Source organism: Vandammella animalimorsus, from assembly GCF_002288875.1.
GTDB lineage: Bacteria > Pseudomonadota > Gammaproteobacteria > Burkholderiales > Burkholderiaceae_C > Lampropedia > Lampropedia animalimorsus.
This window is the reverse complement of sequence record NZ_NTBH01000004.1, coordinates 119,351-139,851: the sequence shown is the minus strand read 5'-3', so window position 1 is coordinate 139,851 and position 20,501 is coordinate 119,351. Positions and strand designations below refer to the sequence as shown.

Genomic DNA, 20,501 nt, shown 5'->3' with positions numbered 1-20,501 from the left:
TGACGGCCTTGGTGGGGGTGGTAGCGACCTGGCGTCAGGCCAGGTTCAGGCGGCCTGCTGCAGCCAGCTCTGCACCAACGGCGGCACCAGCTCGGTGGCGCGGCCAGGGCGGAACTGGTAGTGTGGCGGCACCTGCTGCACATCCAGCGCGATGAGGATTTTCTCGGCATGGGGCGGGGCCTCTTGCACGAGAGCGGCGACGGGGAAGACCGACAGCGAGGTGCCTACGACCAGCACCTTGTCGGCGCTGGCCATGGCCTGCAGCGCCTCGTCCAGGCACAGCACGGCCTCGCCGAACCAGACCACGTGCGGGCGCAGCTGGCTGCCGTCGGGCGCCAGCTCGCCCAGGGCGATGTCGGGCTTGCTCAGTGGCACGATCAACTGGCTGTCGCGGCTGCTCTGGCCTTTGGTGATCTCGCCGTGTACGTGGATGACGCGCGCCGAGCCCGCGCGCTCGTGCAGGTCGTCGATGTTCTGCGTGATGACCGTGACCTCGTAGTGCTGCTGCAGCTGCGCCAGCGCCAGGTGCGCGGCATTGGGCTGGGCGGCGCGCACTTCGCGGCGGCGCAGGTTGTAAAACTCCAGCACCAGCGCGGGGTTGGCGGCATAGCCTTCGGGGGTGGCCACTTCGTCGATGTGGTACTCGTGCCAATAGCCGTCGAAATCGCGGAAGGTACGCAGCCCGCTCTCGGCGCTGATGCCCGCGCCGCTGAAGACGACGATGTGCTGTTTCATGCATGCCTCCTGAGGGTGCGCCAGCGCAGCCTGTGCTTGTGCGCGGGGATGCGGCAGGCGTAAAAAAACCTCCTGATCAGGAGGTCGTCGCAGCCTTGCATATGGCCCTGGCCCATACTGCTGTTGCAGCATTGGTAGGCGCGATTGGATTCGAACCAACGACCCCCACCATGTCAAGGTGGTGCTCTAACCAACTGAGCTACGCGCCTGTTTGCCGAAGCCCGCGATTATAGGGGTGTTTTTGGCCGTTGCTGGAAAACTGGTGCAATTTTTTGTTTGCCCTGTTGGCGCGTGCATGGCAGGCGCTGGCTTGGCCGGGGATAATCGCGGCCTTGGCTGCGGCCTTCCCCACGAGAATCTCTCACCGCCCATGTGCCGCTGCCTGCCTGTATGGGATGCACCATGACCACCACATTCAGCCCTGAATTGCTGCTGCCGGCCGGTTCGCTGGAAAAAATGCGCGCCGCCTACGATTTTGGCGCCGATGCCGTGTACGCCGGGCAGCCGCGCTACAGCCTGCGCGCGCGCAACAACGAGTTCCGCCTGGAGCAGCTGAAGCAAGGCATCGAGGAAGCCCACGCGCGTGGCAAAAAATTCTTCGTCACCAGCAATTTGCTGGCGCACAACGACAAGGTGCGCACGTATCTGCGCGACATCGAGCCGGTCATTGCGCTCAAGCCCGACGCGCTCATCATGGCCGATCCGGGCCTGATCATGCTGGTGCACGAGAAGTGGCCGCACGTGCCCATCCACCTCTCGGTGCAGGCCAACACCACCAATTCCACCTCGGTGAAGTTCTGGCAGAAGGTGGGCGTCTCGCGCATCATCCTCTCGCGCGAATTGAGCCTCAAAGAGATCGAGCAAATCCGCCAGGACTGCCCCGACATGGAGATCGAGGTCTTCGTGCATGGTGCGCTGTGCATTGCCTACTCGGGCCGCTGCCTGCTCTCGGGCTATTTCAATCACCGCGACCCCAACCAGGGCACCTGCACCAATGCCTGCCGCTGGGACTACAAGACCCACGCCGCCGCCGTCGACCCGAACACGGGCGAGGCGCTGGCCATTGACCAATTGGGCCGGGACTTCAGCTTCCAGGGCCTGCAGGAAGAAGCCGACAAGGCCTTTTCCGCTTGCGGCGACGGCATTCGCCACCCCAAGGCCGATCAGGTCTATCTGATCGAGGAGGTGGGCCGCCCCGGCGAGCTGATGCCCATCATGGAAGATGAGCACGGCACCTACATCATGAACAGCAAGGACTTGCGCGCCGTGGAGCACGTCGAGCGCCTCACGCGCATCGGCGTCGATTCGCTCAAGATCGAGGGCCGCACCAAAAGCCTGTACTACGTGGCGCGCACTGCCCAGGTGTATCGCCGCGCCATCGACGATGCCGTGGCCGGTCGCCCCTTCAACCCTGAGCTGATCACCGAGCTGGAGGGCCTGGCCAACCGGGGCTACACCGGCGGCCTGCTGGAGCGTCGCCCGGCGCACAGCTATCAGAACTACGAGACCGGCCACTCCGTGGCCCAGCGCAGCCAGTTCGTGGGCGAAGTGCGCGGCGTGCGCGCCGATGGCTGGGTGGAGGTGGAAACCAAAAACCGTTTCGCCGTGGGCGACACGCTGGAAATCATCCACCCCAGCGGCAACCGCCTCATCAAGCTGGAAACCATGCAAAACGCCGATGGCGCGTCGATTGAAGTGGCCGCTGGCAACCCGCTGCGCGTGTGGTTCCCGCTCGAAGGGCCGGCCCAGGGGGCGCTGGTGGCGCGCCTGCTGCCGGCTGCGGCGCAGCAGGCCGGCGCGGCCTGAACAGGGAAGGCGCAGGCATGGCATTGCACATCGCGCTGATTGGCATGCCGGCCATCGGCAAGACCACCATCGGGCGCAAGCTGGCGCGCCACTACGGGCGGCCCTTCGTCGATCTGGATCACGTCATCGAGCAGCACATCGGCTGCCGCATCGCCGAATACTTCGAGCGCATGGGCGAGGCGGCCTTCCGCGACATCGAAAGCCGCGTATTGGCCGAGCAATTGCAGGGCAGCGAACCACTGGTCATCTCCACCGGCGGTGGCATCGTGCTGCGGCCCGAGAACCGCGCTGCGCTGCGCCAGCACAGCCAGGCCATTTACCTCAGCGCGCCGCCAGAGATGCTGCTGCAGCGCGTGCGCCAGGACCGCACGCGCCCGCTGTTGCAGGTGGCCGACCCGCTGCAGCGGCTGCGCGAGCTGCACGCCCAGCGCCAGCCGCTTTACCAGGACACGGCCGATTGCACCGTGCAGGTTGAGGGCCTGGGCATGCGCGGCACTCTGCAAGCCATCGAGCGCCATCTGCGCCCGCTGGGCATTTGCCCGCAGCCAGCCAGCCACGCGCCCGCCAGCGGCCCTGGTTGAAGGGCCGCGCCGCTGCTTGTTTTTTCGTCTCTTGTTTTTCAGCCCGCCCCTGGGCGGCACGCCAAGCACATGAACCCATCCACCCCCCAGACCAGTGCAGCGGACGCAGCCATCGACCTTGTGCCGATCGCGCTGGGCGAGCGTTCCTACCCCATTCTGATCGGCCAGGGTCAGGCGCTGTGGCAACAGGCCCAGGCGCACTTCCCGGCTGGCAGCAGCGCCTACATCGTCAGCAATGAGCGCGTCGCGCCGCTGCTGGCCCAGGCCCTGCGCCAGCGCCTGCAGCCGCACTACGCCAAGGTCGAAACCATCGTGCTGCCCGACGGCGAGGCGCACAAGAACTGGCAGGTGCTCAACCAAATCTTCGACGTGCTGCTGGCGCAGAGCGCTGACCGCAAGACGGTGCTGTATGCGCTGGGCGGCGGCGTGATCGGCGACATGACCGGCTTTGCCGCCGCCTGCTACATGCGCGGCGTGCCCTTCGTGCAAGTGCCCACGACGCTGCTGGCGCAGGTCGATTCCTCGGTGGGCGGCAAAACCGCCATCAACCACCCACAGGGCAAGAACATGATCGGCGCCTTCTACCAGCCGCGCCTGGTGGTCTGCGACCTGGACACGCTGCAGACCCTGCCGGCGGCCGAATACAGCGCCGGCCTGGCCGAAGTCATCAAATACGGCCCGATCTACGACATGGCGTTCTTCGACTGGCTACAAGAGCACATGCCCGAGCTGATGGCACGCCAGACCGAGGCGCTGCGCCACGCCATCCGGCGCAGCTGCGAGATCAAGGCCGCCGTGGTCAGCGCCGATGAAACCGAGGCCGGGCTGCGCGAAATCCTCAACTTCGGCCACACCTTCGGCCATGCCATCGAGGCCGGCATGGGCTACGGCCAATGGCTGCACGGCCACGCCGTGGCCGCCGGTATGGTGCTGGCCACGGCGCTGTCGCAGCGGCTGGGCCTGGCCGTGCAAGACGACTTCGCCACCCGCCTGCAGACCCTGCTGCAACAGGCCCAACTGCCTGTGCAGGCGCCGCCGCTGGCCGCCAATGCCGCCGCCAGCGCCCAGCGCTACCTGGATTTGATGCGCGTGGACAAGAAAACCCAGGCCGGGGCGCTGCGCTTCGTGGTGTTGCAGCAGCCGGGCAAGGCCATCACGCAAAAGGTGGACGACGCCACCGTACAGGCCCTGCTGCTGCAGGCAATGGCATAAGCACAGTGCAGCCATGGCGGGCTGCTGCCCCATGGTGTGGCTTTGCGCCCTGCAGGCCGCCCCAAAAGAAAAGATGTGTGCGGCGCTGCAGCCCGTGAGGTGGTTTTCAAGCCAGCGGGCGCAAGCCTTGCGTCAATTGCGCCATCAGCTCGGCCGCTGGCAGGGCCTGGGCCAGTGGAGCGCCTTGCCCAGCCCAGTGGGGGGCCGCCTGCCGTGCCGCTTCGTACAAGGTGGCACAGCCGCCTTGCCCATCTGCAGGCAAGTGGGCCAGGGCAGCGAGCAATTGCTTGGTTGCGTCATAGGCCACTGGGTAATCGGGCGGTGGCGGTGCATCGGGTGCTTGGCCATAGGCCATGAAGGCGCTGGCAATGCCGCGCGCCGGGCGGCCCGAGAGCACCGCTGTCATCCGCGTTTGTGCAGCGCGCGGCGATTGCAGGTCGGCGCGGTAACGCGCATTGGCGGCCGACTCTGAGCACAGGATGAAGGCCGTGCCCAGCTGCACGGCGGCGGCGCCCAGCGCCAGCGCCGCCTGCACGCCCTCAGCATCCATGATGCCGCCGGCGGCCACCACCGGCAGCCGGCAGCGGCGCACCAGTTGCCGCAGCAGCACAGCCGTGCTCAGGCCTTCATCGGGTGCTTGCGGATCGAACATGCCCCGGTGACCGCCAGCTTCGATGCCCTGAGCCACGATGCCGTCAAGCCCGGCCTGCTCGATGGCCTGGGCCTCCTGCACGCTGGTGGCCGTGGCCAGCAAGCGGATGCCTGCCTGGCGCAAGGCTTGGATGCAGTCGGCCGGCGGCAGTCCAAAGTGAAAGCTGACCACTGCCGGGCGCTGCGCCAGCAGCATTTGCAGCATGTCCTGATCCTCCACAAAACTGCGGTAGATCTCGCTCAAGCCCTGCGGCGCGGCCGCGCCAGCCTGTGCGAACAGAGGCGCTAAATGGGCCAGCCAGCGCGCTTCGCGCGCCGCATCGCGCCGCGCCGGGGCATGGCAAAACACGTTGACGTTGAAAGGCCGCGAGGTCAAGGCGCGCGTCTGCTCGATCATCTGCTGCGCCTGCGCCGCAGTGCTGGCGCCCAGGCCCAGCGAGCCCAGCCCGCCAGCATTGGACACCGCCGCCGCCAGCTGCGGCGTGGCCACCCCGGCCATGGGTGCCTGGATGATGGGCCAGGCCATGCCCAGCTGGGCCAGGAACGGTGCTGAACCTTGCATGACAATGTGCTCCTTCAGTAGGGCGAACAGACCCTAGAGCGTGTTATGCACTTTGCGCCCCCCGCGAGAGCGCCAAGTGCATAACACGCTCTAGATGTGTGAAATACCTGCATTGAGAGCCTGCTCAAGGCCTCAAAACGGCAGAGATTCTATTCCCAATCAAAGAATTAATTTTCTATTTCATTCTTTAAATGAGAATTTCATGGACACCGAATCGCTGAAGATCTTCTGCACTGTGGCCGCCGAGCTCAGCATCACCCAGGCGGCGCTGCGCCTGGGCCGTGCGCCGTCCAATGTGAGTACCCGCATCCAGCAGCTGGAGGCCGAGCTCGATGCCACTTTGCTGGTGCGCAGTGGCCGGCGCATCACTCTATCGCCAGCGGGCGAGCGCCTGCTGGACTACGCGCAGCGCCTGCTGGCCCTGCACGAGCAGGCCCGCCAGGCCGTCAATGCCAGCCAGGCGGGCGCCGTGCTGCGCCTGGGCAGCATGGAAAGCTGCGCCGCCAGCCGCCTGCCAGCACTGCTGGCGCGCTATCACGCGCTGTATCCCGACACGCAGCTGCAATTGCGCACCGGGCCATCGCGCCAACTGCTCGAACAGCTCTGCCGCGGCCAGCTCGACGCGGCCTTCGTCGCCCTGCCCCCGGGCGATGCGCACACACTGGCGGATCTGGGGTTGTCAGGCCGGCGCATGTGGCGAGAGGCACTGCGCCTGCTGCTGCCTGCCAGTCTGGCGCAAGTACGCCGCGCCGCCGACGTGCCGCTGCGCTCGCTGGCTGCCTTTGCGCCGGGCTGTACCTACCGCAGCATGGCCGAGGCATTGTTGGGTGTGGCCGGCTCCAGCGACTGGCAGGTACACGAGATCGGCTCCTACCATGCCATGCTGGCCTGCGTCTGCGCAGGCAGCAGCGTGGCCTTGATGCCCGCCAGCGTGCTGGCGCTGACGCAAGCCCCTGCAGAACTCAAGAGCCTGCCCGCAGGCCATGCCGACACGCTGCTGGTCTGGCGCACGCACGAGCAATCCCTGGCGCTGCAAGAATGGCTCACGCTGCTCAAACGGCGCGGCGCAGCAGCCCACTGAGCCACGCACCCTGCCTGAAAACCTGGTTTGCAATGGCCAGATGCCTCACGGCGCTTCAATCTGAGAATCGTTGCACGCCACACATCCACACCAAGGCCTTGCCCGGCAAGTCCCCAGGCCGCAGGTATAGTGCGCCTTGCTTTGCCCGGCACCGCACGCCCGGCCCACCATGCCTGCCCATGCCCGCCCTGACCCTCTCGCAACTGCCCCAGCACCTCACGCAGCGCCTGGCGCCGCTGTATGTCCTGCACGGCGACGAGCCGCTGCTGGAGCAGGAGGCGCTGGACGCGCTGCGCACGGCAGCGCGCGCCCAGGGCTTTACCGAGCGCAGCGCCTTCGTTGGCTCGGCCACCCAGTTCGACTGGTCGCAGGTGCTGGCCGCCAGCGCCAGCCAAAGCCTGTTTGCCCAGCGGCAGATCGTTGAAATCCGCCTGCCCACCGGCAAGCCCGGCAAGGAAGGCGCTCAGGTGCTGCAGCAGCTGGCCGAGCAGGCCGCCGCCAGTGGCCCCAGCGCCGATGCCACCTTGCTGATCGTGCTGCTGCCGCGCGCCGATCGCAGCATGCAGCAAACGCCCTGGTTTGCCGCCATGGAGCAGGCCGGCGTGGTGCTGCGCATTGACCCTGTGGCGCGGCGCGACATGCCAGCCTGGCTGGCGCAGCGCCTCAAGGCCCAGGGCCAGAGCGTGGCCAGCGGCGAGGAGGGCCTGCAGACGCTGGCTTTCTTCACCGAATGCGTGGAAGGCAATCTGATGGCCGCGCACCAGGAGGTGCAAAAGCTGGGCCTGCTCTACCCGCCAGGCGTGCTGTCGCGCGAGCAGATCGAGGCCAGCGTGCTCAACGTGGCGCGCTACAGTCTGCAGGATTTGTCCGAGGCGATCCTCTCGGGCCAAACCTTGCGCAGCCAGCGCGTGTTGGCCGCCTTGCTGGCCGAGGGCGAGGCCGCCGTGCGCCTGCACAGCGTGCTGGCTGGCGACATCCTCAGCCTGTACCGGGCGCGCCAGGCGCTGGACGACGGCGCGCCCATGCCGCAAGCGCTGCGCCTGGCGCGCGCCTGGGGGCCGAAGGAAAAACTGCTCGAACGCCTATTGCCCAGGCTGCGCCTGCCCGCGCTGGCGCGGCTGCTGCAATCGGCCCATGTGGTCGATGGCATTTGCAAGGGCCTGAAGCACCCGGCCTGGCCGCAGGATGCGCCCGCTGCGCTGCAGCGCCTGGGCATGCAGATGTGCCGTCTGGCGCACAGTGCCCGTTGAGCGTTGGGCATTGGCGGTTGGCGCTACAGGGTCAGCGCGCCCCGTGCCAGCAGCACGGCCGCCAGCGGGATGGGGGCCATGAGATGGGCTTGCAGCATCAGCCAACGGCGCGTGCGTCGCAGTTCATCGGCGCTGGGCAGGGCGCCTGTTTGCTGCAGGCTGGCGTGCCAGGCGGTGATGCGCCGGTGTGCTTGCCAGCCGCACCAGCCCATCAGCGCAAACAAGGCCAGCTTGGCGTGCAGCAGCGGCTGGCTCCAGAGCCAGGCGGCGTCCTTGATGCCCAGGTGGATGCGCGCCAGGCCGGTGAGCAGCACGGCCAGGGTGCAGGCCAGCACCCAGCGATCGAGGGCGCGCAGGCGCCGCAGGGCGGCGGCGTTGGCCCATTGCGGGCGGCACAGCACGGCCATGGCGGTGATGAAGGCGGTCAGGCCGAGGATGGCCGAGAGGTGTGCGAAGGCCAGCAGGGATTCGAGCAGCATGGCGGTATTGGGCAAAGGTATGGCAGCCCCAGCTGTGCATGACGCGCCCCCGAGCAGCCTGGGCTGCGCGGGGGCCGAGAGCCTGTTTGAAGATGCTCAGCCTGCGCTGCCCAGCGCTTGCAGCAGCAAGTCGTGGATGCCGCCAAAGCTGCCGTTGCTCATGCAGACGATGTGGTCGCCGGGCTGTGCGGCGCTGGCGATGGCCTGCACCAAGGGTTGGAGCTGTTCGTGAACCTGGGCCTTGAGGCCCAGTGGCGCCAGTGTGCTGGCCACATCCCAGCCCAGCTGCGGGTTGTAGGCGAAGACCAGGTCGGCCACCTGCAGCGCTGCGGGCAGTTGCGCGGCCATGGTGCCCAGCTTCATGGTGTTGCTGCGCGGCTCGAACACGGCCAGCACGCGCTGGCCGGCTGGCAGTTTGCGGCGCAGACCGTCCAGCGTGGTGGCGATGGCTGTGGGGTGATGGGCGAAGTCGTCATAGACCTGCACGCCGCGTGCGCTGCCGCGCAGCTCCATGCGGCGGCGCACGCTCTCGAAGCGCGCCAATGCGTGCGCCGCATCGGCCACGGGCACGCCCACGTGTTCGGCGGCGGCGATGGCGGCCAGGGCGTTGAGCTGGTTGTGTCGGCCGCTGAGCGCCCATTGCACCTGGCCGAGCACCTGCCCATCGCGGCAGACGCTGAAGTGCTGGTCGCTGCCCTGGGCGGTGAGGCTGTGCTGCGCCAGCGCGGCTGGGGCGTGCGCGCCGGGCTGGCCGAAGCCGCGCAGCTCGCTCCACAGGCCTTGCTGCAGCACGCGGGCGAGGTTGGCGTCCTCGGCGTTGCAGAGGATGCGGCCCTGGCCGGGCACGGTGCGGATCAGGTGGTGGAACTGGCGCTCGATGGCGGCCAGGTCGTCGAAGATGTCGGCGTGGTCGAACTCCAGGTTGCCCAGCACCAGGGTGCGCGGGCGGTAGTGCAGGAACTTGCTGCGTTTGTCGAAGAAGGCGGTGTCGTACTCGTCGGCCTCGATGACGAAGCAACTGCGCTGGCCGGGCGGCGCGGCGCGCCCAGGCCGGGCGGAGATGCCGAAGTTCTGCGCGATGCCGCCGATCAGAAAGCCCGGCTCCAGGCCATTGGCCTGCAGGATCCAGGCGAGCATGGAGGCCGTGCTGGTCTTGCCGTGCGTGCCGGCCACGGCCAGCACGTGGCGCCCGGGCAGGATGTGCTCGGCCAGCCACTGCGGGCCGCTGGTGTAGGGCAGGCCTTGGTCGAGGATGGCTTCCATCAGCGGGTAGCGCGGCTTGCCATCGGCCAGGCGCGCGCGGCTGACGACGTTGCCGATGACGTAGCAATCGGGCGCCAGGGCGGTTTGCGCGGGGTCGTAGCCTTCGATGAGCTCGATGTCCAGCGCACGCAGCTGATCGCTCATCGGCGGATAGACCTGGGCATCGCAGCCGGTGACGGTGTGGCCGCAGGCTTTGGCCAGAGCGGCCACGCCGGCCATGAAGGTGCCGCAGATGCCGAGGATGTGGATGTGCATGGTGCTGCTCAGGCGCCGGTGACGAAGCTGTCGACGTCCAGGCCGTCGAGCTGGTAGTTTTGCGGCCCGCGCGTGGCGATCTTGCGCGCGGCCACTTCATTGCCCAGGCGGGCGCATTGCGTCAGCGACCAGCCGCGCTCCAGCCCGTACAGCAGTGCTGCGCGCCAGGCATCGCCGCAGCCGGTTGGATCCAGCGGGTGTTGCACTTCCAGCGCGGGGATGCGGGTTTTCTCGCCCTGCACCCAGATGTCGCAGCCCTGCGCGCCCAGGGTGACGATCAGGCCTTGAACCTGGTGCGAGATGTCCTTGAATGACAGGCCGGTGCGCTCGACCAGCAGTTGGCCTTCGTAATCGTTGACGGTGACCCAGCTGGCCTGGCTGGTGAGCTGACGCAGCTCGGCGCCGTTGAACATGGGCAGGCCCTGGCCGGGGTCGAAAACCCAGGGCAGGCCCAGCGCGCTGAGCTGCTGGGCATGGCTGAGCGTGGCCTCGCGCCCATCGGGCGAGAGGATGGCCAGCTTGATCTGCTCGGGCAGCTGCCCGATTTCGTTTTTGTGCGCTTGGGCCATGGCGCCGGGGTGGAAGGCGGTGATCTGGTTGTTGTCCAGATCGGTCATGATCATGGCCTGGGCGGTGTAGGCATCGGGCAGCTGCATCAGGTAGCGGCAGTCGATGCCCAGCTCGCGCAGGCGCTGCTGGTAGTCGTTGCCATCCTGGCCGATGGTGGCCATGGGCAGGGGCTGGCCGCCCAGCAATTGCAGGCCGTAGGCGATGTTGCCGGCGCAGCCGCCGTAGTCGCGACGCAGGGTGTTGACCAGGAAGGACAGGTTCAGGATGTGCAGCTGGTCGGGCATGATCTGCTGCGCGAAGCTGCCTTCGAAATTCATGATGGTGTCGAATGCCATCGAACCACATACCAGGACGGCCATCGTCGATTCCTTTCTAGCGAAGAGGTGGTGGGGTGGGGCCGGCGCGGGGCGGCCAGCGGCGCTGCCGGGTCAGGGCGAGGCCGGATAGAAAATCTGCAGCTGATAGTCGGTCACGGCCTGCGCATACTGGCTCAGGCGCAAGGTCTGGCGGCCTTGCCAGCTTTGGCCGGGGGCAATTTCCATGGGGGCATCGGCCATGTCAGCGGGCGAGAGCGGGCGGCGAATCAGTGTGTTGCCGCCATGGTCGCGCAGGCTCAGCCACAGGTGCGGCGTTTGCAGCCAGAGCTGGCTGGGGTTGCGCACCGTCCATGACAGGGTGAAGACGTCATCGCCTTCGGCCTGGAAGGTGGAGCCATCGAGCACCAGTTGCTCGATGGCGCGCAGCGGGGCAACGGTGCAGCCCAGCAGCTCGCACAGCGATTGCATGCGCGATTTCATGGCTGGGCTGGTGGCGGCGATGCGGTCGCGCTGCTGCAGCACGACCTGTAGCGCCAAGAGCAGCGCCAAAACGGCGGCGAGTACGCCCAGACCGGCCTTGACCCCAGGGTGTGACCAGAATGCTTGGCGCGCGGCCTGGCGCACGAAGTTCAGCTCCTGGGTTTCGCTGAAGGCGGTGCGGTAGACCTCGCGCAACGATTCATCGGCGTCTGCGCGCAGCGCGTCGTCCAGATCGGTCAGGCGCTTTTCCCGTCGGGCAGAGCCTTTCTTGGGGGCAGGGTCTGTGCTGCCTGGCAGGCTGCTGGGCTGGCCAGAGGCTGGCTGGCTGGCGGGGGCGGCAGCGCTGTCGGCAGGCTCCTGGCTTTTCTTGCGCAAAGTGGCAGGCGGCGGGCTGACGGCCTTGGTCTTGCTCGGCTGCTTGCGCGATGCGCTTTTACCGGTCGTGGCCGGCGGCCGGGAGGCGCGGGCGCCTGCTGCTGCGCTTGGCGATGCTGCGGGCTCGGGCTCGGGCGTTTTGTCCACCAGCACGGCCGGGGCCAGCACGATGGCGTCAGCGGGCACATCATTGGCCGCAGCAGCACTGGGCGCATCGTCGGCTGGCTCGGGCGTGGCTGGGCTGCCTGGGGCATCCTGGGACTGGGCTGCGGCCTGCATGGCCTGCCAACGCTCCAGCTCTTTCTGGAAAGCGTCGATGTGGCTGTTGTCATCGTCGGTGGCAGCAGGCGCAGGCGCAGGCGCAGGCGCGTTGGCGTTCTGCGGAGCCGGTTGTTCTGCAGACAGTGGGCTGTTGTCGAATGCGGCGTCCGGCAGATCGGCCAGGGCAACGGCTTCGATCAGCTCGACATCGGCGGCGTCCAGTTGCTGCTCGGCAAAGGGCTGTTCGGCGGGGGGCTCGGCAAGCGGTTCGGCCAAGGCGGAGGGCGTGGCCGCTTCGCTGGCCGGCGCCTGGGGCGCTGGCTTTTCGGCATCCGCACCGGCCTCCACATCGGCAGCGGGCGGCGTGTCGACCGGGCTGGAGGGGGAGAAGGTTTCCGACAGCTCCTTGAGCCAGCGCTCGGTGGGGCGCTCCTCAATGGGGCGCTCGGTGGAGTGCGCGGTGAAATGGCCGGATTCAGCCAGCGGGGGCTTGTCCGTCAGGGCTGGGGTGGCCAGGTCGTCTGCAGGCGGATTATTGGAGAAGCTCGCCTTGGCTTCGTCATGCTGCTCGTCTGGCACCGTAGCAGGCGCTTGTGCTGTAGAGGCTGGCAGCGCGGCGTTGGCCTGATTTGCTGCGGGGCCGGTAAGCTCGCTCTCGCTGCCAAGCAGCAATTGGGATGAGCCTTGAGGCTGCTGGGATTGGCTGGTGGGTGTCAGGTCTGACGGGCCTGGCGAGGCTTGAGCGCCATCTTGTTCTGCCACCAGGTGCTGGGTGGCATCGAAGATGTGGTGGCAGCGCCCGCAGCGTACCCAGCCTTGCGAGGCGTGCAACTGGTCTGCCGAGACCTTGAAGCGGGTCTCGCAGCTTGGGCAGCGGGTGACGGATGGCATGCGGGCGGTGGGGATGGCAAAGGCCCGTATTGTGCCCGAGAGTGGCGCGTGCAAAGGGCTGGCGCCGCCGCGCACCAGGGCAGGGCGGGGGCGCAGCAGACGGTCTGCGCCCGCGCAGATACGGGCTCTCAGGCAGGCCGCTGTGCGGTCATCAGAATCCAGCCGTCCTGCGTGTCGGCCACTTGCAGCGCCAGCCAGGGGGCGTAGGCCTGTTGCAGCAGCTCGGCCTGGCGCTCGAGGATACCGGCCAGCACCAAGTGCCCGCCTGGGGCGACGTGGCTGCACAGCAATGGCGCCAGTACCTGCAGCGGGTTGGCCAGGATGTTGGCGAGCACGACGTGGTAGCGCTGGTCGCTGATGATGTCGGGCAGGCCACAGCGCAGTGCAACCTGGTTTTTTTCGGCATTGCTGGCGGTGACGGCGATGGCGGCCTCGTCGATGTCCACGGCGTCCACCGGGGTGGCGCCGAACTTGGCTGCGGCAATGGCCAGGATGCCTGAGCCGCAGCCGTAATCCAGCACGCTGCGCTGGGCCAGGGCCTGGCCGGCTTCGTGCTGGGCGGCCAGCCAGCGCAGGCACATGCGGGTAGTGGGGTGTGTGCCGGTGCCAAAGGCCATGCCCGGATCAAGCGCGATGCTGGTGCGCGCCTGGCTGGGCACTTCATGCCAGCTGGGCACGATCCAGAAATCGGGTGTGATGTCCACGGCGCTGAATTGCGCCTGGGTGAGGCTGACCCAGTCCAGGTCAGGCACTTCCTCCAGACCTTGCAGCTGGCAGCCGGCGTAGAAGTCCTGCAGCGCCAGCAGTTGCTGCGCCTCGTGGGCCTGTTGCCGTTGGCTGAACAGCGCGCTGACGGTGCTGCGCAGCCAGGCCTGGCGTTCGGGCTCCATGCCTGGTTCGCCAAACAGCGCTTGCTCGGCCTCGGTCTGGGCGTCGGCGTCCTCGACGGAGACGCTCAGTGCGCCCAGGGCGTCGAGCGCTTCACTGATGGTTTCGACCCGCTCTTGCGGGCACAGCAGGGTCAGGGCGTACATACAGGTACGGGCAAGTGGAGGGCTGTGGGTGCGGGCGCGGCCAAGGCCGAGCCCGGCGTTCAGGGGCGTGTGGCGTGCTGTTCGAGCCACTTTTCCAGGTAGTGGATGTTGGTGCCGCCAGCGATGAAGTTGGCGTCCAGCAGCAACTCGCGGTGCAGCGGGATGTTGGTTTTGATGCCTTCGACGATGGTTTCCAGCAGGGCGCTGCGCATGCGCGCCAGGGCTTGGTCGCGGCTGTCGCCATAGACGATGAGCTTGCCGATCATCGAGTCGTAATTGGCCGGCACGGTGTAGCCGGAGTACATGTGCGAATCCACGCGCACGCCTGGCCCGCCCGGGGCGTGCCAGGTGCTGACCTTGCCTGGCGAGGGGGTGAATTTGTATGGGTCCTCGGCGTTGATGCGGCATTCGATGGCATGGCCGCGCAGCTGGATGTCCTTTTGTGTGAAAGGCAGCTTCTCTCCTGCGGCCACGAGGATTTGCGTCTTGACGATGTCAATGCCGGTGATCATCTCGGTGACCGGGTGCTCGACCTGCACGCGCGTGTTCATCTCGATGAAATAGAACTCGCCGTTTTCATACAGGAACTCGAAGGTGCCTGCGCCCCGGTAGCCCAGGCGTTTGCAGGCTGCAGCGCAGCGCTCGCCGATTTTTTCGATCAGGCGGCGCGGAATGCCGAAGGCCGGGGCCTCTTCAATGACTTTCTGGTGACGGCGTTGCATGGAGCAATCGCGCTCGCCCAGGTGCACGGCGTTCTTGTGGGTGTCGGCCAGCACCTGGATTTCGATGTGGCGCGGGTTCTCCAAGAACTTCTCCATGTACACGGCCGGGTTGCCGAAGGCGGCCTGAGCCTCGCTCTTGGTCATTTGCACCGCGCCCAGCAGGGCTGCCTCGGTGTGCACCACGCGCATGCCGCGCCCGCCGCCACCGCCTGCGGCCTTGATGATGACCGGATAGCCGATCTTGCGGGCGATGGCTCGGATCTCGGCCGGGTCGCTGGGCAGCTCACCCTCGGAGCCGGGCACGCAGGGCACGCCGGCCTTGATCATGGCTTGCTTGGCCGAGACCTTGTCGCCCATGATGCGGATGGATTCGGCCGTCGGCCCAATGAAGGCAAAGCCGCTTTTTTCCACGCGCTCGGCAAAGTCGGCGTTCTCGCTCAGAAAACCGTAGCCGGGGTGGATGGCCTGGGCATCGCTGACCTCTGCGGCCGAGATGATGGCGGGCATTTGCAGGTAGCTCTGGCTGGCGGGCGCAGGGCCGATGCAAATGGCCTCGTCGGCCAGGCGCACGTACTTGGCATCGCGGTCGGCCTCGGAGTACACCATGACCGATTTGATGCCCAGCTCGCGGCAGGCGCGCTGGATGCGCAGGGCAATTTCGCCGCGGTTGGCGATCAGGATTTTCTTGAACATGCGGGAAGTCTCGTGTGCATGGGGCCGGCTTGGCTGCGCCGTGCTGCGTCAGTTGCCGCAGCCTCGGCGGTGGCTGCGGCCTGGGTTCAAGCGTGCCCCGGCGCAGCCTTGGGCGGATCGGCAGATCCATAGTGTGGCCGGCATGGCCACGCCGAAACGAAGGCAGTGCGACTGGCGTGGGCGCCGTGCAACGGTGCCTTCTGGTAAACGGGTTATTCGATGATGAACAGCGGTTGACCGTATTCGACAGCCTGGCCGTTCTCCACCAGGATTTGCTTGATGGTGCCGGAGCGATCGGCCTCGATCTCGTTGAGGATTTTCATCGCCTCGATGATGCAGACGATCTGGCCTTCCTTGACCTGTGTGCCGACTTCGACAAAGGCATCGGCCGAGGGGTTGGGGGCGCGGTAGAAGGTACCGACCATCGGCGCTGTGATGCTGGCTCCGGCAGCGGCTGGGGCTGCTGCGGTGGCGGGGGAGGCGGCCTCTTGCTGCGGGGCGCTGGCTGCGGGGGCGATGGCGGTCAGCGCCGGTGCAGCCGCTACGGGCGCAGGCACCAACACCGGGGCGCCGCCCTTGACGATGCGCACCTTGCCTTCGGCTTCGGTGATTTCCAGTTCCGTCACATTCGACTCGGACACCAGGTCGATCAGAGTCTTCAGTTTCCTCAGATCCATAAAGTTTCAGGCTCCAGAAAAAAACACGATGCCGCGGAAACCTTGAAGTTGATTTCTCGTGGCGGATGGCGCGAAATTGCTATTTCGTGCCAAATTTCGTTTGAGAGTTAAAGATTGCGGGATTGGCGCGCTGGGTTGGCGTTTGCCTCGCACCTGGGAGTGGCGATGCGCGAGCTCACTTTTGAGAGGGGCAGGCACGGCCGGCTATGTCGTATCGTGCGTGCGATCAAACCCGGCATTCTACGGCCATTGCTCTAAGGGCCTTGCCGAGGGCGCTTTGGTGCCTGCGGCTCATGCCAGCAAGCCCTGCCACTGCTGCAGGTCGGCCGGTTCGATCTGCCCCAGCTTTCGCGCTCGGATCTGGCCCTGGGCATCGGCCAGGACCGTCAAGGGAAGGCCGCCTGTTCCCCCCAGGGCGCGGGCCAGCTCCATGCCTTGGCCGCCGCCAGCAATGGCGATGGGAAAGTCCAGCGCCATGCGCTGGGCGAAGCGTTGCACGTTCGGCAACGTATCAACGGCAATGCCAACGACGGCCCAATCAGGCCGCTGGCGCTGGAATTGGTTCAGCAGCGGCAGCTCCTGTATGCAGGGGGCGCACCAGGTGGCCCAGAAATTCAGCAGCAGCGGGCGGCCCTGGTAATCGCGCAGCGCCAATTGGCGGCCGTCGAGCCGTGGCAGGGCGATGGACCACAGCGCGGCCTCGGCGGCCGAGTGCTGCCGCCGCAGCCAGCCCCAATAGCCGCCAGCGCCAGCGGCGGCCAGCGCCAGGCCGCCGCCCCAGAGCAGCCATTGGCGGCGCCCCGGCCTGAGGGGCGCGCCATGGCCCTCGTGATTGGGCAAAGGGGGGGGCACAGGGCTTGGGGCAGGAGCAGCGGTCTTCATGGCTTGGGCGATTGTGGCATGGCACCAGTCTCGGTCATGCGGGCCTGCAAGCCCTGCAACGTGCCGCGCGGCGCTTGACCGTCGGCATCGGCCTGCAGCGCGCCACGCAATGCCTGGCTGGGGTTGTTCCACAGGCACAGCAGCACCTGCGGTTGCAGTGCAGGATGCTGCGTGGTTACGTGCACGCCCAGTACTTCTGTGGGCTGGCCGCCCAGGCCTTTGGCCTCTTGGGTATCGAAGTCCAGCCCATGGTTGAGCAGCCAGATTGGCAAGGCCTTGCTGTCGTCGCAGAACAGCTGCAGGTGAATCGGGCTCCAATGCGTGGCTGTGCCGTTCCAGACGGCGCCGCCCAGCAGCGGCTCGAACTCGGCCAGTTGCTGCATCCAGTGCGCGGCGATGTCACGCAGGGCCTGCAGCACTTGGGGCTGGGTGTCGGCGTGAAACAGTGCGATGTGCTCGCGCACGGCGTCTTCGACGCTGCGATTGTCGGGCAGAGCGGTGTTGGGGCGCAGGCCCAGCTGCTTGAGCGCGCGCTGCTTGGCGGGCCCGATCTCCAGGCCTTCGTCCACGATCAGGGCGGCTGCGGCCTGGGCGATTTCCTGTTGCAAGGAGGTGTGCATGGCGATGGGGGCGTGTGAGTGTGTGAGGTGCAAAGTCTTGGCGGGGCTGTCAATGCAGGTGCGCATTGGGCCAGTGGATGGCTCATCCCTGGCTGTGGCAGGCAGGGCTGTGAAATTCGCGTATCCTCTTGGCCCGCGTGAGGCAGGCCCTGGCATGCTGGCACGGATTGTGCGCCAGGATGAGTGCCATGGCTGGGCTCTGGCATTGCCGCGTGGTTTTGTGCAGCAGCGTGGCGCGCCATGATCAACAGAATTGATATTCAGAGATGACTTCCACCCCAGTTGTTGCACCATTCAAACCCGTTTGGAAATCCCGCTTTGCGGCGCTCAAAGCGGCCATTGACGATTTGCCCCAGGCTTTCGAGGCTCTGCAAGCTTGTGCGCTGGTGGAGGTCACCACGGGCATGGTGTTGCACAGCACAGGTGCGCTGATGGAGGATGGCGCACTGGCTGAAGCCGCAAGCAATTACTGGCGTATCTACCAGCGCCACGGCAGTTTCTTTGAAACCCTCGGGCCACTGCGCTATTGCGTGCTGATGCACCAACAAATGCGCATGACCATCGTGCCCTGTACTGCAGACATGGTGCTGGTGCTGCTCAGCCAAGATGGCGTGGCGCTGAACTGGCAGGCCGTGCTGGCCCAGGCGGCGCAGATTGGCCGGCTGGCGCGCCAGCTGTGACGAACAAACAGGCGCTTTTCTTTCTTTTATGGCAACGATCAAACAAACCCTGGATGAGCTGATGACGCTCGAAGGCGCGCTGTGCTGCGCCGTGGTGGACAGCAGCAGCGGCATGATGCTGGCCTCAGCCGGCGCCGGTATCGATTTGGAAGTGGCTGCCGCCGGCAATACCGAGGTGATGCGCGCCAAGATCAACACCATGCGCGCATTGGGCCTGCACGATGTGATCGAGGACATTCTCATCACGCTGGGCAAGCAGTACCACATCATGCGTCCGGCCTCGCGCAAGGACGGCGTGTTTCTCTACCTGGTGCTCGATCGCCAGCGCTCCAACCTGGCGCTGGCGCGCCGCAAGGTGTTCGATGCCGATCAGACGCTGATGTTTTGAGCCTTCCTATGAACCTGCTGTTCGTGGCCGATGCACTGGCCAGCTTCAAGATCCACAAGGACACTACCTACGCCATGATGCGCGAGGCGCAGCGGCGTGGCCACGGCATCGCCGTGTGCGAGCCGCGTGCGCTGTACTGGCAGCGCGGCGCGCGTGTGAGCGCCCAGGTGCAGCACATTGAGCTGCTGGCCCAGCCCCCGGCCGATGGCCCTTGGTGGCAGCTGCTGCGCCAGGGCGAGCAGGCTTTGGCCGATTTCGATGCCGTGCTGATGCGCAAGGATCCGCCATTTGACAGCGAGTTCTTCTACTGCACGCACCTGTTGAGCCAGGCCGAGCGCGAGGGCGCCAAGGTTTTCAATCGCCCGGCGGCGTTGCGCGAACACCCGGAGAAGCTCGACATTCTGGAGTTCCCGGAGCTGATCGGCCCGACCCTGGTCACGCGCGAGCCCGAGCGCATCCGCGCCTTCCACGCCGAGCATGGCGACATCATCCTCAAGCCGCTCGATGGCATGGGGGGCATGGGCATCTTCCGCGTCGGCCCCGATGGCCTGAACCTGGGCAGCATCATCGAAACCCTCAATGCCCATGGCAGAACCTCCGTCATGGTGCAGCGTTACCTGCCCGAGATCCGCCAGGGTGACAAGCGCCTGCTGCTCATTGACGGCCAGCCCGTGCCTCATGCGCTGGCGCGCATTCCACAGGGCAGCGAGATCCGCGGCAACATGGCCGTGGGTGGCAAGGCTGTAGCCCAGCCGCTGAGCGCGCGTGATGCCGAAATCGCCGCGCGTCTAGGGCCGGTGCTGGCCGCGCGCGGTCTGTTGCTGGTGGGCGTGGACGTGATCGGCGACTGTGTGACCGAAATCAACGTCACCAGCCCAACGGGTTTTCAGGAGGTCACCGCGCAGACTGGCTTTGACGTGGCCGCGATGTTCCTGGATGCGCTGCAACGCCACCAGCCTGGCTGGTGAATGTGCGCTATCCTCTGGCGCTTTTGCATACGCTCGCGCCCTGCATGGGCGCGGCAGCCTGCCCACGCGATGAATGCCAGCGGTTGGCGGCGGCCTCCTGGTAGCCGCCCTGCTGTCTGGCAGCAATCCCCCAATAGATAGACCCCTGAGAGGGCCCCCGTGCCAGCCAGGCATTGCCCTAGCCCATGCGCTATGCGCCCCGTGCGCCCGGCCTGGCGGTTTTCTTGCGGGCAGCAGGCCCGTGTAGCTACATCGACAACGCAAGATGAGTGCCTTTAACGAAGAACGCGTTCTCTCCATCCATCATTGGAACGACACCCTGTTCAGCTTCACCACCACGCGCGATGCCTCGCTGCGCTTTTCCAATGGCCACTTCACCATGATTGGCCTGCGCGTGGATGGCAAACCGCTGCTGCGCGCCTACAGCATCGCCAGCGCCAACTATGAAGAGCATTTGGAGTTCTTCAGCATCAAGGTGCCCAATGGGCCATTGACCTCGCGCCTGCAGCACATTCAGCCCGGCGACACCATTCTGGTCGGCAAAAAGCCTACTGGCACTTTGCTGCTGGACTATCTGCTGCCGGGCAAGCGCCTCTACCTGCTGGCCACCGGCACCGGGCTGGCGCCGTTTCTGTCCACCATCCGCGACCCGGAAACCTACGAGCGCTTCGAGCAGGTCGTGCTTGTGCACGGCACGCGCTTCGTCAACGAGCTGGCCTATCAGGAGCTCATCACCCGCACGCTGCCCGAGCACGAAATCCTGGGCGAATACGTCAAGGGCAAGCTGCTGTACTACCCGACGGTGACGCGCGAGGACTACCACCACCAGGGCCGCATCACCACGCTGATCGAGAACGGCAAGCTCTTTGCCGACCTGGGCCTGCCGCCAATCAACCGCGCCGAGGACCGCATCATGATCTGCGGCAGCCCGGCCATGCTGTTTGACCTCAAGACCTTGTTTGAGCAGCGCGGCTTCATTGAAGGCAATACCTCCACGCCGGGCGAGTTCGTCGTCGAGCGCGCTTTTGCCGAGAAGTGAGCGGCAAAGGCGCTTATTCAAAGCCTCTG

Annotated in this window: 20 protein-coding genes and 1 tRNA gene; 9 read left to right on the top strand and 12 right to left on the bottom strand. The window is 66.4% G+C overall.

Going from position 1 to position 20,501, the window contains the following annotated elements; translation table 11 throughout:
* Positions 1-45: 45 nt before the first annotated feature.
* Positions 46-735, bottom strand: a complete 690-nt coding sequence (locus tag CLI93_RS07610) for an SIR2 family NAD-dependent protein deacylase (RefSeq protein WP_095541525.1) — start codon at positions 733-735, stop codon at positions 46-48.
* A gap of 132 nt (positions 736-867) precedes the next feature.
* A tRNA-Val gene (locus CLI93_RS07605) sits at positions 868-944 on the bottom strand.
* A 193-nt stretch (positions 945-1,137) separates the two neighbouring features.
* Between CLI93_RS07605 and trhP the strand changes: the two genes are divergently transcribed.
* The 3 genes from trhP (at position 1,138) to aroB (ending at position 4,334) form a co-directional block, all read left to right on the top strand.
* Complete coding sequence (trhP, locus tag CLI93_RS07600; RefSeq protein WP_095541524.1) at positions 1,138-2,541, top strand: prephenate-dependent tRNA uridine(34) hydroxylase TrhP; 1,404 nt, start codon at positions 1,138-1,140, stop codon at positions 2,539-2,541.
* Positions 2,542-2,558: 17 nt separating this feature from the next.
* On the top strand, positions 2,559-3,122 hold the full coding sequence (locus CLI93_RS07595; protein ID WP_095541523.1) for a shikimate kinase: 564 nt from the start codon (positions 2,559-2,561) through the stop codon (positions 3,120-3,122).
* 69 nt (positions 3,123-3,191) lie between these two features.
* A complete protein-coding gene (gene aroB, locus CLI93_RS07590) occupies positions 3,192-4,334 on the top strand; it encodes a 3-dehydroquinate synthase (RefSeq protein ID WP_095541522.1) in 1,143 nt (380 codons plus the stop codon).
* Between the two features lie 106 nt (positions 4,335-4,440).
* On the opposite strand, the gene CLI93_RS07585 is transcribed toward aroB, so the two are convergent.
* On the bottom strand, positions 4,441-5,547 hold the full coding sequence (locus CLI93_RS07585; RefSeq protein ID WP_095541521.1) for an NAD(P)H-dependent flavin oxidoreductase: 1,107 nt from the start codon (positions 5,545-5,547) through the stop codon (positions 4,441-4,443).
* 202 nt (positions 5,548-5,749) lie between these two features.
* Here CLI93_RS07585 and CLI93_RS07580 point away from each other — a divergent pair, with 202 nt between their 5' ends.
* Both CLI93_RS07580 and holA read left to right on the top strand, forming a co-directional pair.
* A complete protein-coding gene (locus CLI93_RS07580) occupies positions 5,750-6,628 on the top strand; it encodes a LysR substrate-binding domain-containing protein (protein WP_095541520.1) in 879 nt (292 codons plus the stop codon).
* A gap of 179 nt (positions 6,629-6,807) precedes the next feature.
* Positions 6,808-7,878, top strand: a complete 1,071-nt coding sequence (gene holA, locus CLI93_RS07575) for a DNA polymerase III subunit delta (protein WP_095541519.1) — start codon at positions 6,808-6,810, stop codon at positions 7,876-7,878.
* A gap of 23 nt (positions 7,879-7,901) precedes the next feature.
* Here the strand turns inward: holA and CLI93_RS07570 are convergent, their stop codons facing one another.
* The 9 genes from CLI93_RS07570 to CLI93_RS07530 all read right to left on the bottom strand — a co-directional run bounded on the left by CLI93_RS07570 (position 7,902) and on the right by CLI93_RS07530 (position 17,397).
* The gene (locus tag CLI93_RS07570) at positions 7,902-8,357 is read right to left on the bottom strand and encodes a DUF2214 family protein (RefSeq protein ID WP_095541518.1); all 456 of its coding nucleotides are present in this window, start codon (positions 8,355-8,357) and stop codon (positions 7,902-7,904) included.
* A gap of 96 nt (positions 8,358-8,453) precedes the next feature.
* Positions 8,454-9,875, bottom strand: a complete 1,422-nt coding sequence (gene mpl / locus CLI93_RS07565) for a UDP-N-acetylmuramate:L-alanyl-gamma-D-glutamyl-meso-diaminopimelate ligase (RefSeq protein ID WP_095541517.1) — start codon at positions 9,873-9,875, stop codon at positions 8,454-8,456.
* Between the two features lie 8 nt (positions 9,876-9,883).
* Complete coding sequence (locus CLI93_RS07560; protein WP_095541516.1) at positions 9,884-10,804, bottom strand: carbohydrate kinase family protein; 921 nt, start codon at positions 10,802-10,804, stop codon at positions 9,884-9,886.
* A 69-nt stretch (positions 10,805-10,873) separates the two neighbouring features.
* Entirely contained in the window at positions 10,874-12,769 is a 1,896-nt protein-coding gene (locus tag CLI93_RS07555) for a zinc-ribbon and DUF3426 domain-containing protein (RefSeq protein WP_095541515.1), read from the bottom strand.
* A 128-nt stretch (positions 12,770-12,897) separates the two neighbouring features.
* On the bottom strand, positions 12,898-13,803 hold the full coding sequence (prmA, locus tag CLI93_RS07550) for a 50S ribosomal protein L11 methyltransferase (RefSeq protein ID WP_095541514.1): 906 nt from the start codon (positions 13,801-13,803) through the stop codon (positions 12,898-12,900).
* Between the two features lie 59 nt (positions 13,804-13,862).
* Positions 13,863-15,218 carry an acetyl-CoA carboxylase biotin carboxylase subunit gene (gene accC / locus CLI93_RS07545; protein ID WP_095541513.1) on the bottom strand — a complete coding sequence of 452 codons (1,356 nt, stop codon included), beginning with the start codon at positions 15,216-15,218 and terminating at the stop codon, positions 13,863-13,865.
* Positions 15,219-15,430: 212 nt separating this feature from the next.
* Positions 15,431-15,895 carry an acetyl-CoA carboxylase biotin carboxyl carrier protein gene (gene accB / locus CLI93_RS07540; RefSeq protein ID WP_095541512.1) on the bottom strand — a complete coding sequence of 155 codons (465 nt, stop codon included), beginning with the start codon at positions 15,893-15,895 and terminating at the stop codon, positions 15,431-15,433.
* Positions 15,896-16,186: 291 nt separating this feature from the next.
* Positions 16,187-16,735, bottom strand: coding sequence for a TlpA family protein disulfide reductase (locus CLI93_RS07535; protein ID WP_238945720.1), 549 nt, complete (start codon positions 16,733-16,735; stop codon positions 16,187-16,189).
* 38 nt (positions 16,736-16,773) lie between these two features.
* Positions 16,774-17,397, bottom strand: a complete 624-nt coding sequence (locus CLI93_RS07530) for a hypothetical protein (protein ID WP_095541510.1) — start codon at positions 17,395-17,397, stop codon at positions 16,774-16,776.
* A 266-nt stretch (positions 17,398-17,663) separates the two neighbouring features.
* On the opposite strand from CLI93_RS07530, the gene CLI93_RS07525 reads away from it, so the two are divergent.
* The 4 genes from CLI93_RS07525 to CLI93_RS07510 all read left to right on the top strand — a co-directional run bounded on the left by CLI93_RS07525 (position 17,664) and on the right by CLI93_RS07510 (position 20,472).
* On the top strand, positions 17,664-18,077 hold the full coding sequence (locus CLI93_RS07525; RefSeq protein ID WP_124855863.1) for a hypothetical protein: 414 nt from the start codon (positions 17,664-17,666) through the stop codon (positions 18,075-18,077).
* Between the two features lie 28 nt (positions 18,078-18,105).
* Positions 18,106-18,465, top strand: coding sequence for a hypothetical protein (locus CLI93_RS07520; RefSeq protein ID WP_095541508.1), 360 nt, complete (start codon positions 18,106-18,108; stop codon positions 18,463-18,465).
* An 8-nt stretch (positions 18,466-18,473) separates the two neighbouring features.
* Positions 18,474-19,433 carry a glutathione synthase gene (gene gshB, locus CLI93_RS07515; RefSeq protein ID WP_095541507.1) on the top strand — a complete coding sequence of 320 codons (960 nt, stop codon included), beginning with the start codon at positions 18,474-18,476 and terminating at the stop codon, positions 19,431-19,433.
* A gap of 265 nt (positions 19,434-19,698) precedes the next feature.
* Entirely contained in the window at positions 19,699-20,472 is a 774-nt protein-coding gene (locus CLI93_RS07510; protein ID WP_095541506.1) for a ferredoxin--NADP reductase, read from the top strand.
* Positions 20,473-20,501: the final 29 nt, after the last annotated feature.

What these genes read in the sequence shown, in the direction of transcription:
- CLI93_RS07560 (WP_095541516.1), bottom strand. Translation starts at nt 10,804, where the DNA reads ATGGCCGTCCTGGTATGTGGTTCGATGGCATTCGACACCATCATGAAT.
- gshB (WP_095541507.1), top strand. Translation starts at nt 18,474, where the DNA reads ATGAACCTGCTGTTCGTGGCCGATGCACTGGCCAGCTTCAAGATCCAC.
- trhP (WP_095541524.1), top strand. Translation starts at nt 1,138, where the DNA reads ATGACCACCACATTCAGCCCTGAATTGCTGCTGCCGGCCGGTTCGCTG.
- CLI93_RS07555 (WP_095541515.1), bottom strand. Translation starts at nt 12,769, where the DNA reads ATGCCATCCGTCACCCGCTGCCCAAGCTGCGAGACCCGCTTCAAGGTC.
- CLI93_RS07580 (WP_095541520.1), top strand. Translation starts at nt 5,750, where the DNA reads ATGGACACCGAATCGCTGAAGATCTTCTGCACTGTGGCCGCCGAGCTC.
- CLI93_RS07530 (WP_095541510.1), bottom strand. Translation starts at nt 17,397, where the DNA reads ATGCACACCTCCTTGCAACAGGAAATCGCCCAGGCCGCAGCCGCCCTG.
- CLI93_RS07570 (WP_095541518.1), bottom strand. Translation starts at nt 8,357, where the DNA reads ATGCTGCTCGAATCCCTGCTGGCCTTCGCACACCTCTCGGCCATCCTC.
- aroB (WP_095541522.1), top strand. Translation starts at nt 3,192, where the DNA reads ATGAACCCATCCACCCCCCAGACCAGTGCAGCGGACGCAGCCATCGAC.
- CLI93_RS07520 (WP_095541508.1), top strand. Translation starts at nt 18,106, where the DNA reads ATGGCAACGATCAAACAAACCCTGGATGAGCTGATGACGCTCGAAGGC.
- CLI93_RS07595 (WP_095541523.1), top strand. Translation starts at nt 2,559, where the DNA reads ATGGCATTGCACATCGCGCTGATTGGCATGCCGGCCATCGGCAAGACC.
- CLI93_RS07585 (WP_095541521.1), bottom strand. Translation starts at nt 5,547, where the DNA reads ATGCAAGGTTCAGCACCGTTCCTGGCCCAGCTGGGCATGGCCTGGCCC.
- mpl (WP_095541517.1), bottom strand. Translation starts at nt 9,875, where the DNA reads ATGCACATCCACATCCTCGGCATCTGCGGCACCTTCATGGCCGGCGTG.
- CLI93_RS07610 (WP_095541525.1), bottom strand. Translation starts at nt 735, where the DNA reads ATGAAACAGCACATCGTCGTCTTCAGCGGCGCGGGCATCAGCGCCGAG.
- CLI93_RS07510 (WP_095541506.1), top strand. Translation starts at nt 19,699, where the DNA reads ATGAGTGCCTTTAACGAAGAACGCGTTCTCTCCATCCATCATTGGAAC.
- holA (WP_095541519.1), top strand. Translation starts at nt 6,808, where the DNA reads ATGCCCGCCCTGACCCTCTCGCAACTGCCCCAGCACCTCACGCAGCGC.
- accB (WP_095541512.1), bottom strand. Translation starts at nt 15,895, where the DNA reads ATGGATCTGAGGAAACTGAAGACTCTGATCGACCTGGTGTCCGAGTCG.
- accC (WP_095541513.1), bottom strand. Translation starts at nt 15,218, where the DNA reads ATGTTCAAGAAAATCCTGATCGCCAACCGCGGCGAAATTGCCCTGCGC.
- CLI93_RS07525 (WP_124855863.1), top strand. Translation starts at nt 17,664, where the DNA reads ATGACTTCCACCCCAGTTGTTGCACCATTCAAACCCGTTTGGAAATCC.
- prmA (WP_095541514.1), bottom strand. Translation starts at nt 13,803, where the DNA reads ATGTACGCCCTGACCCTGCTGTGCCCGCAAGAGCGGGTCGAAACCATC.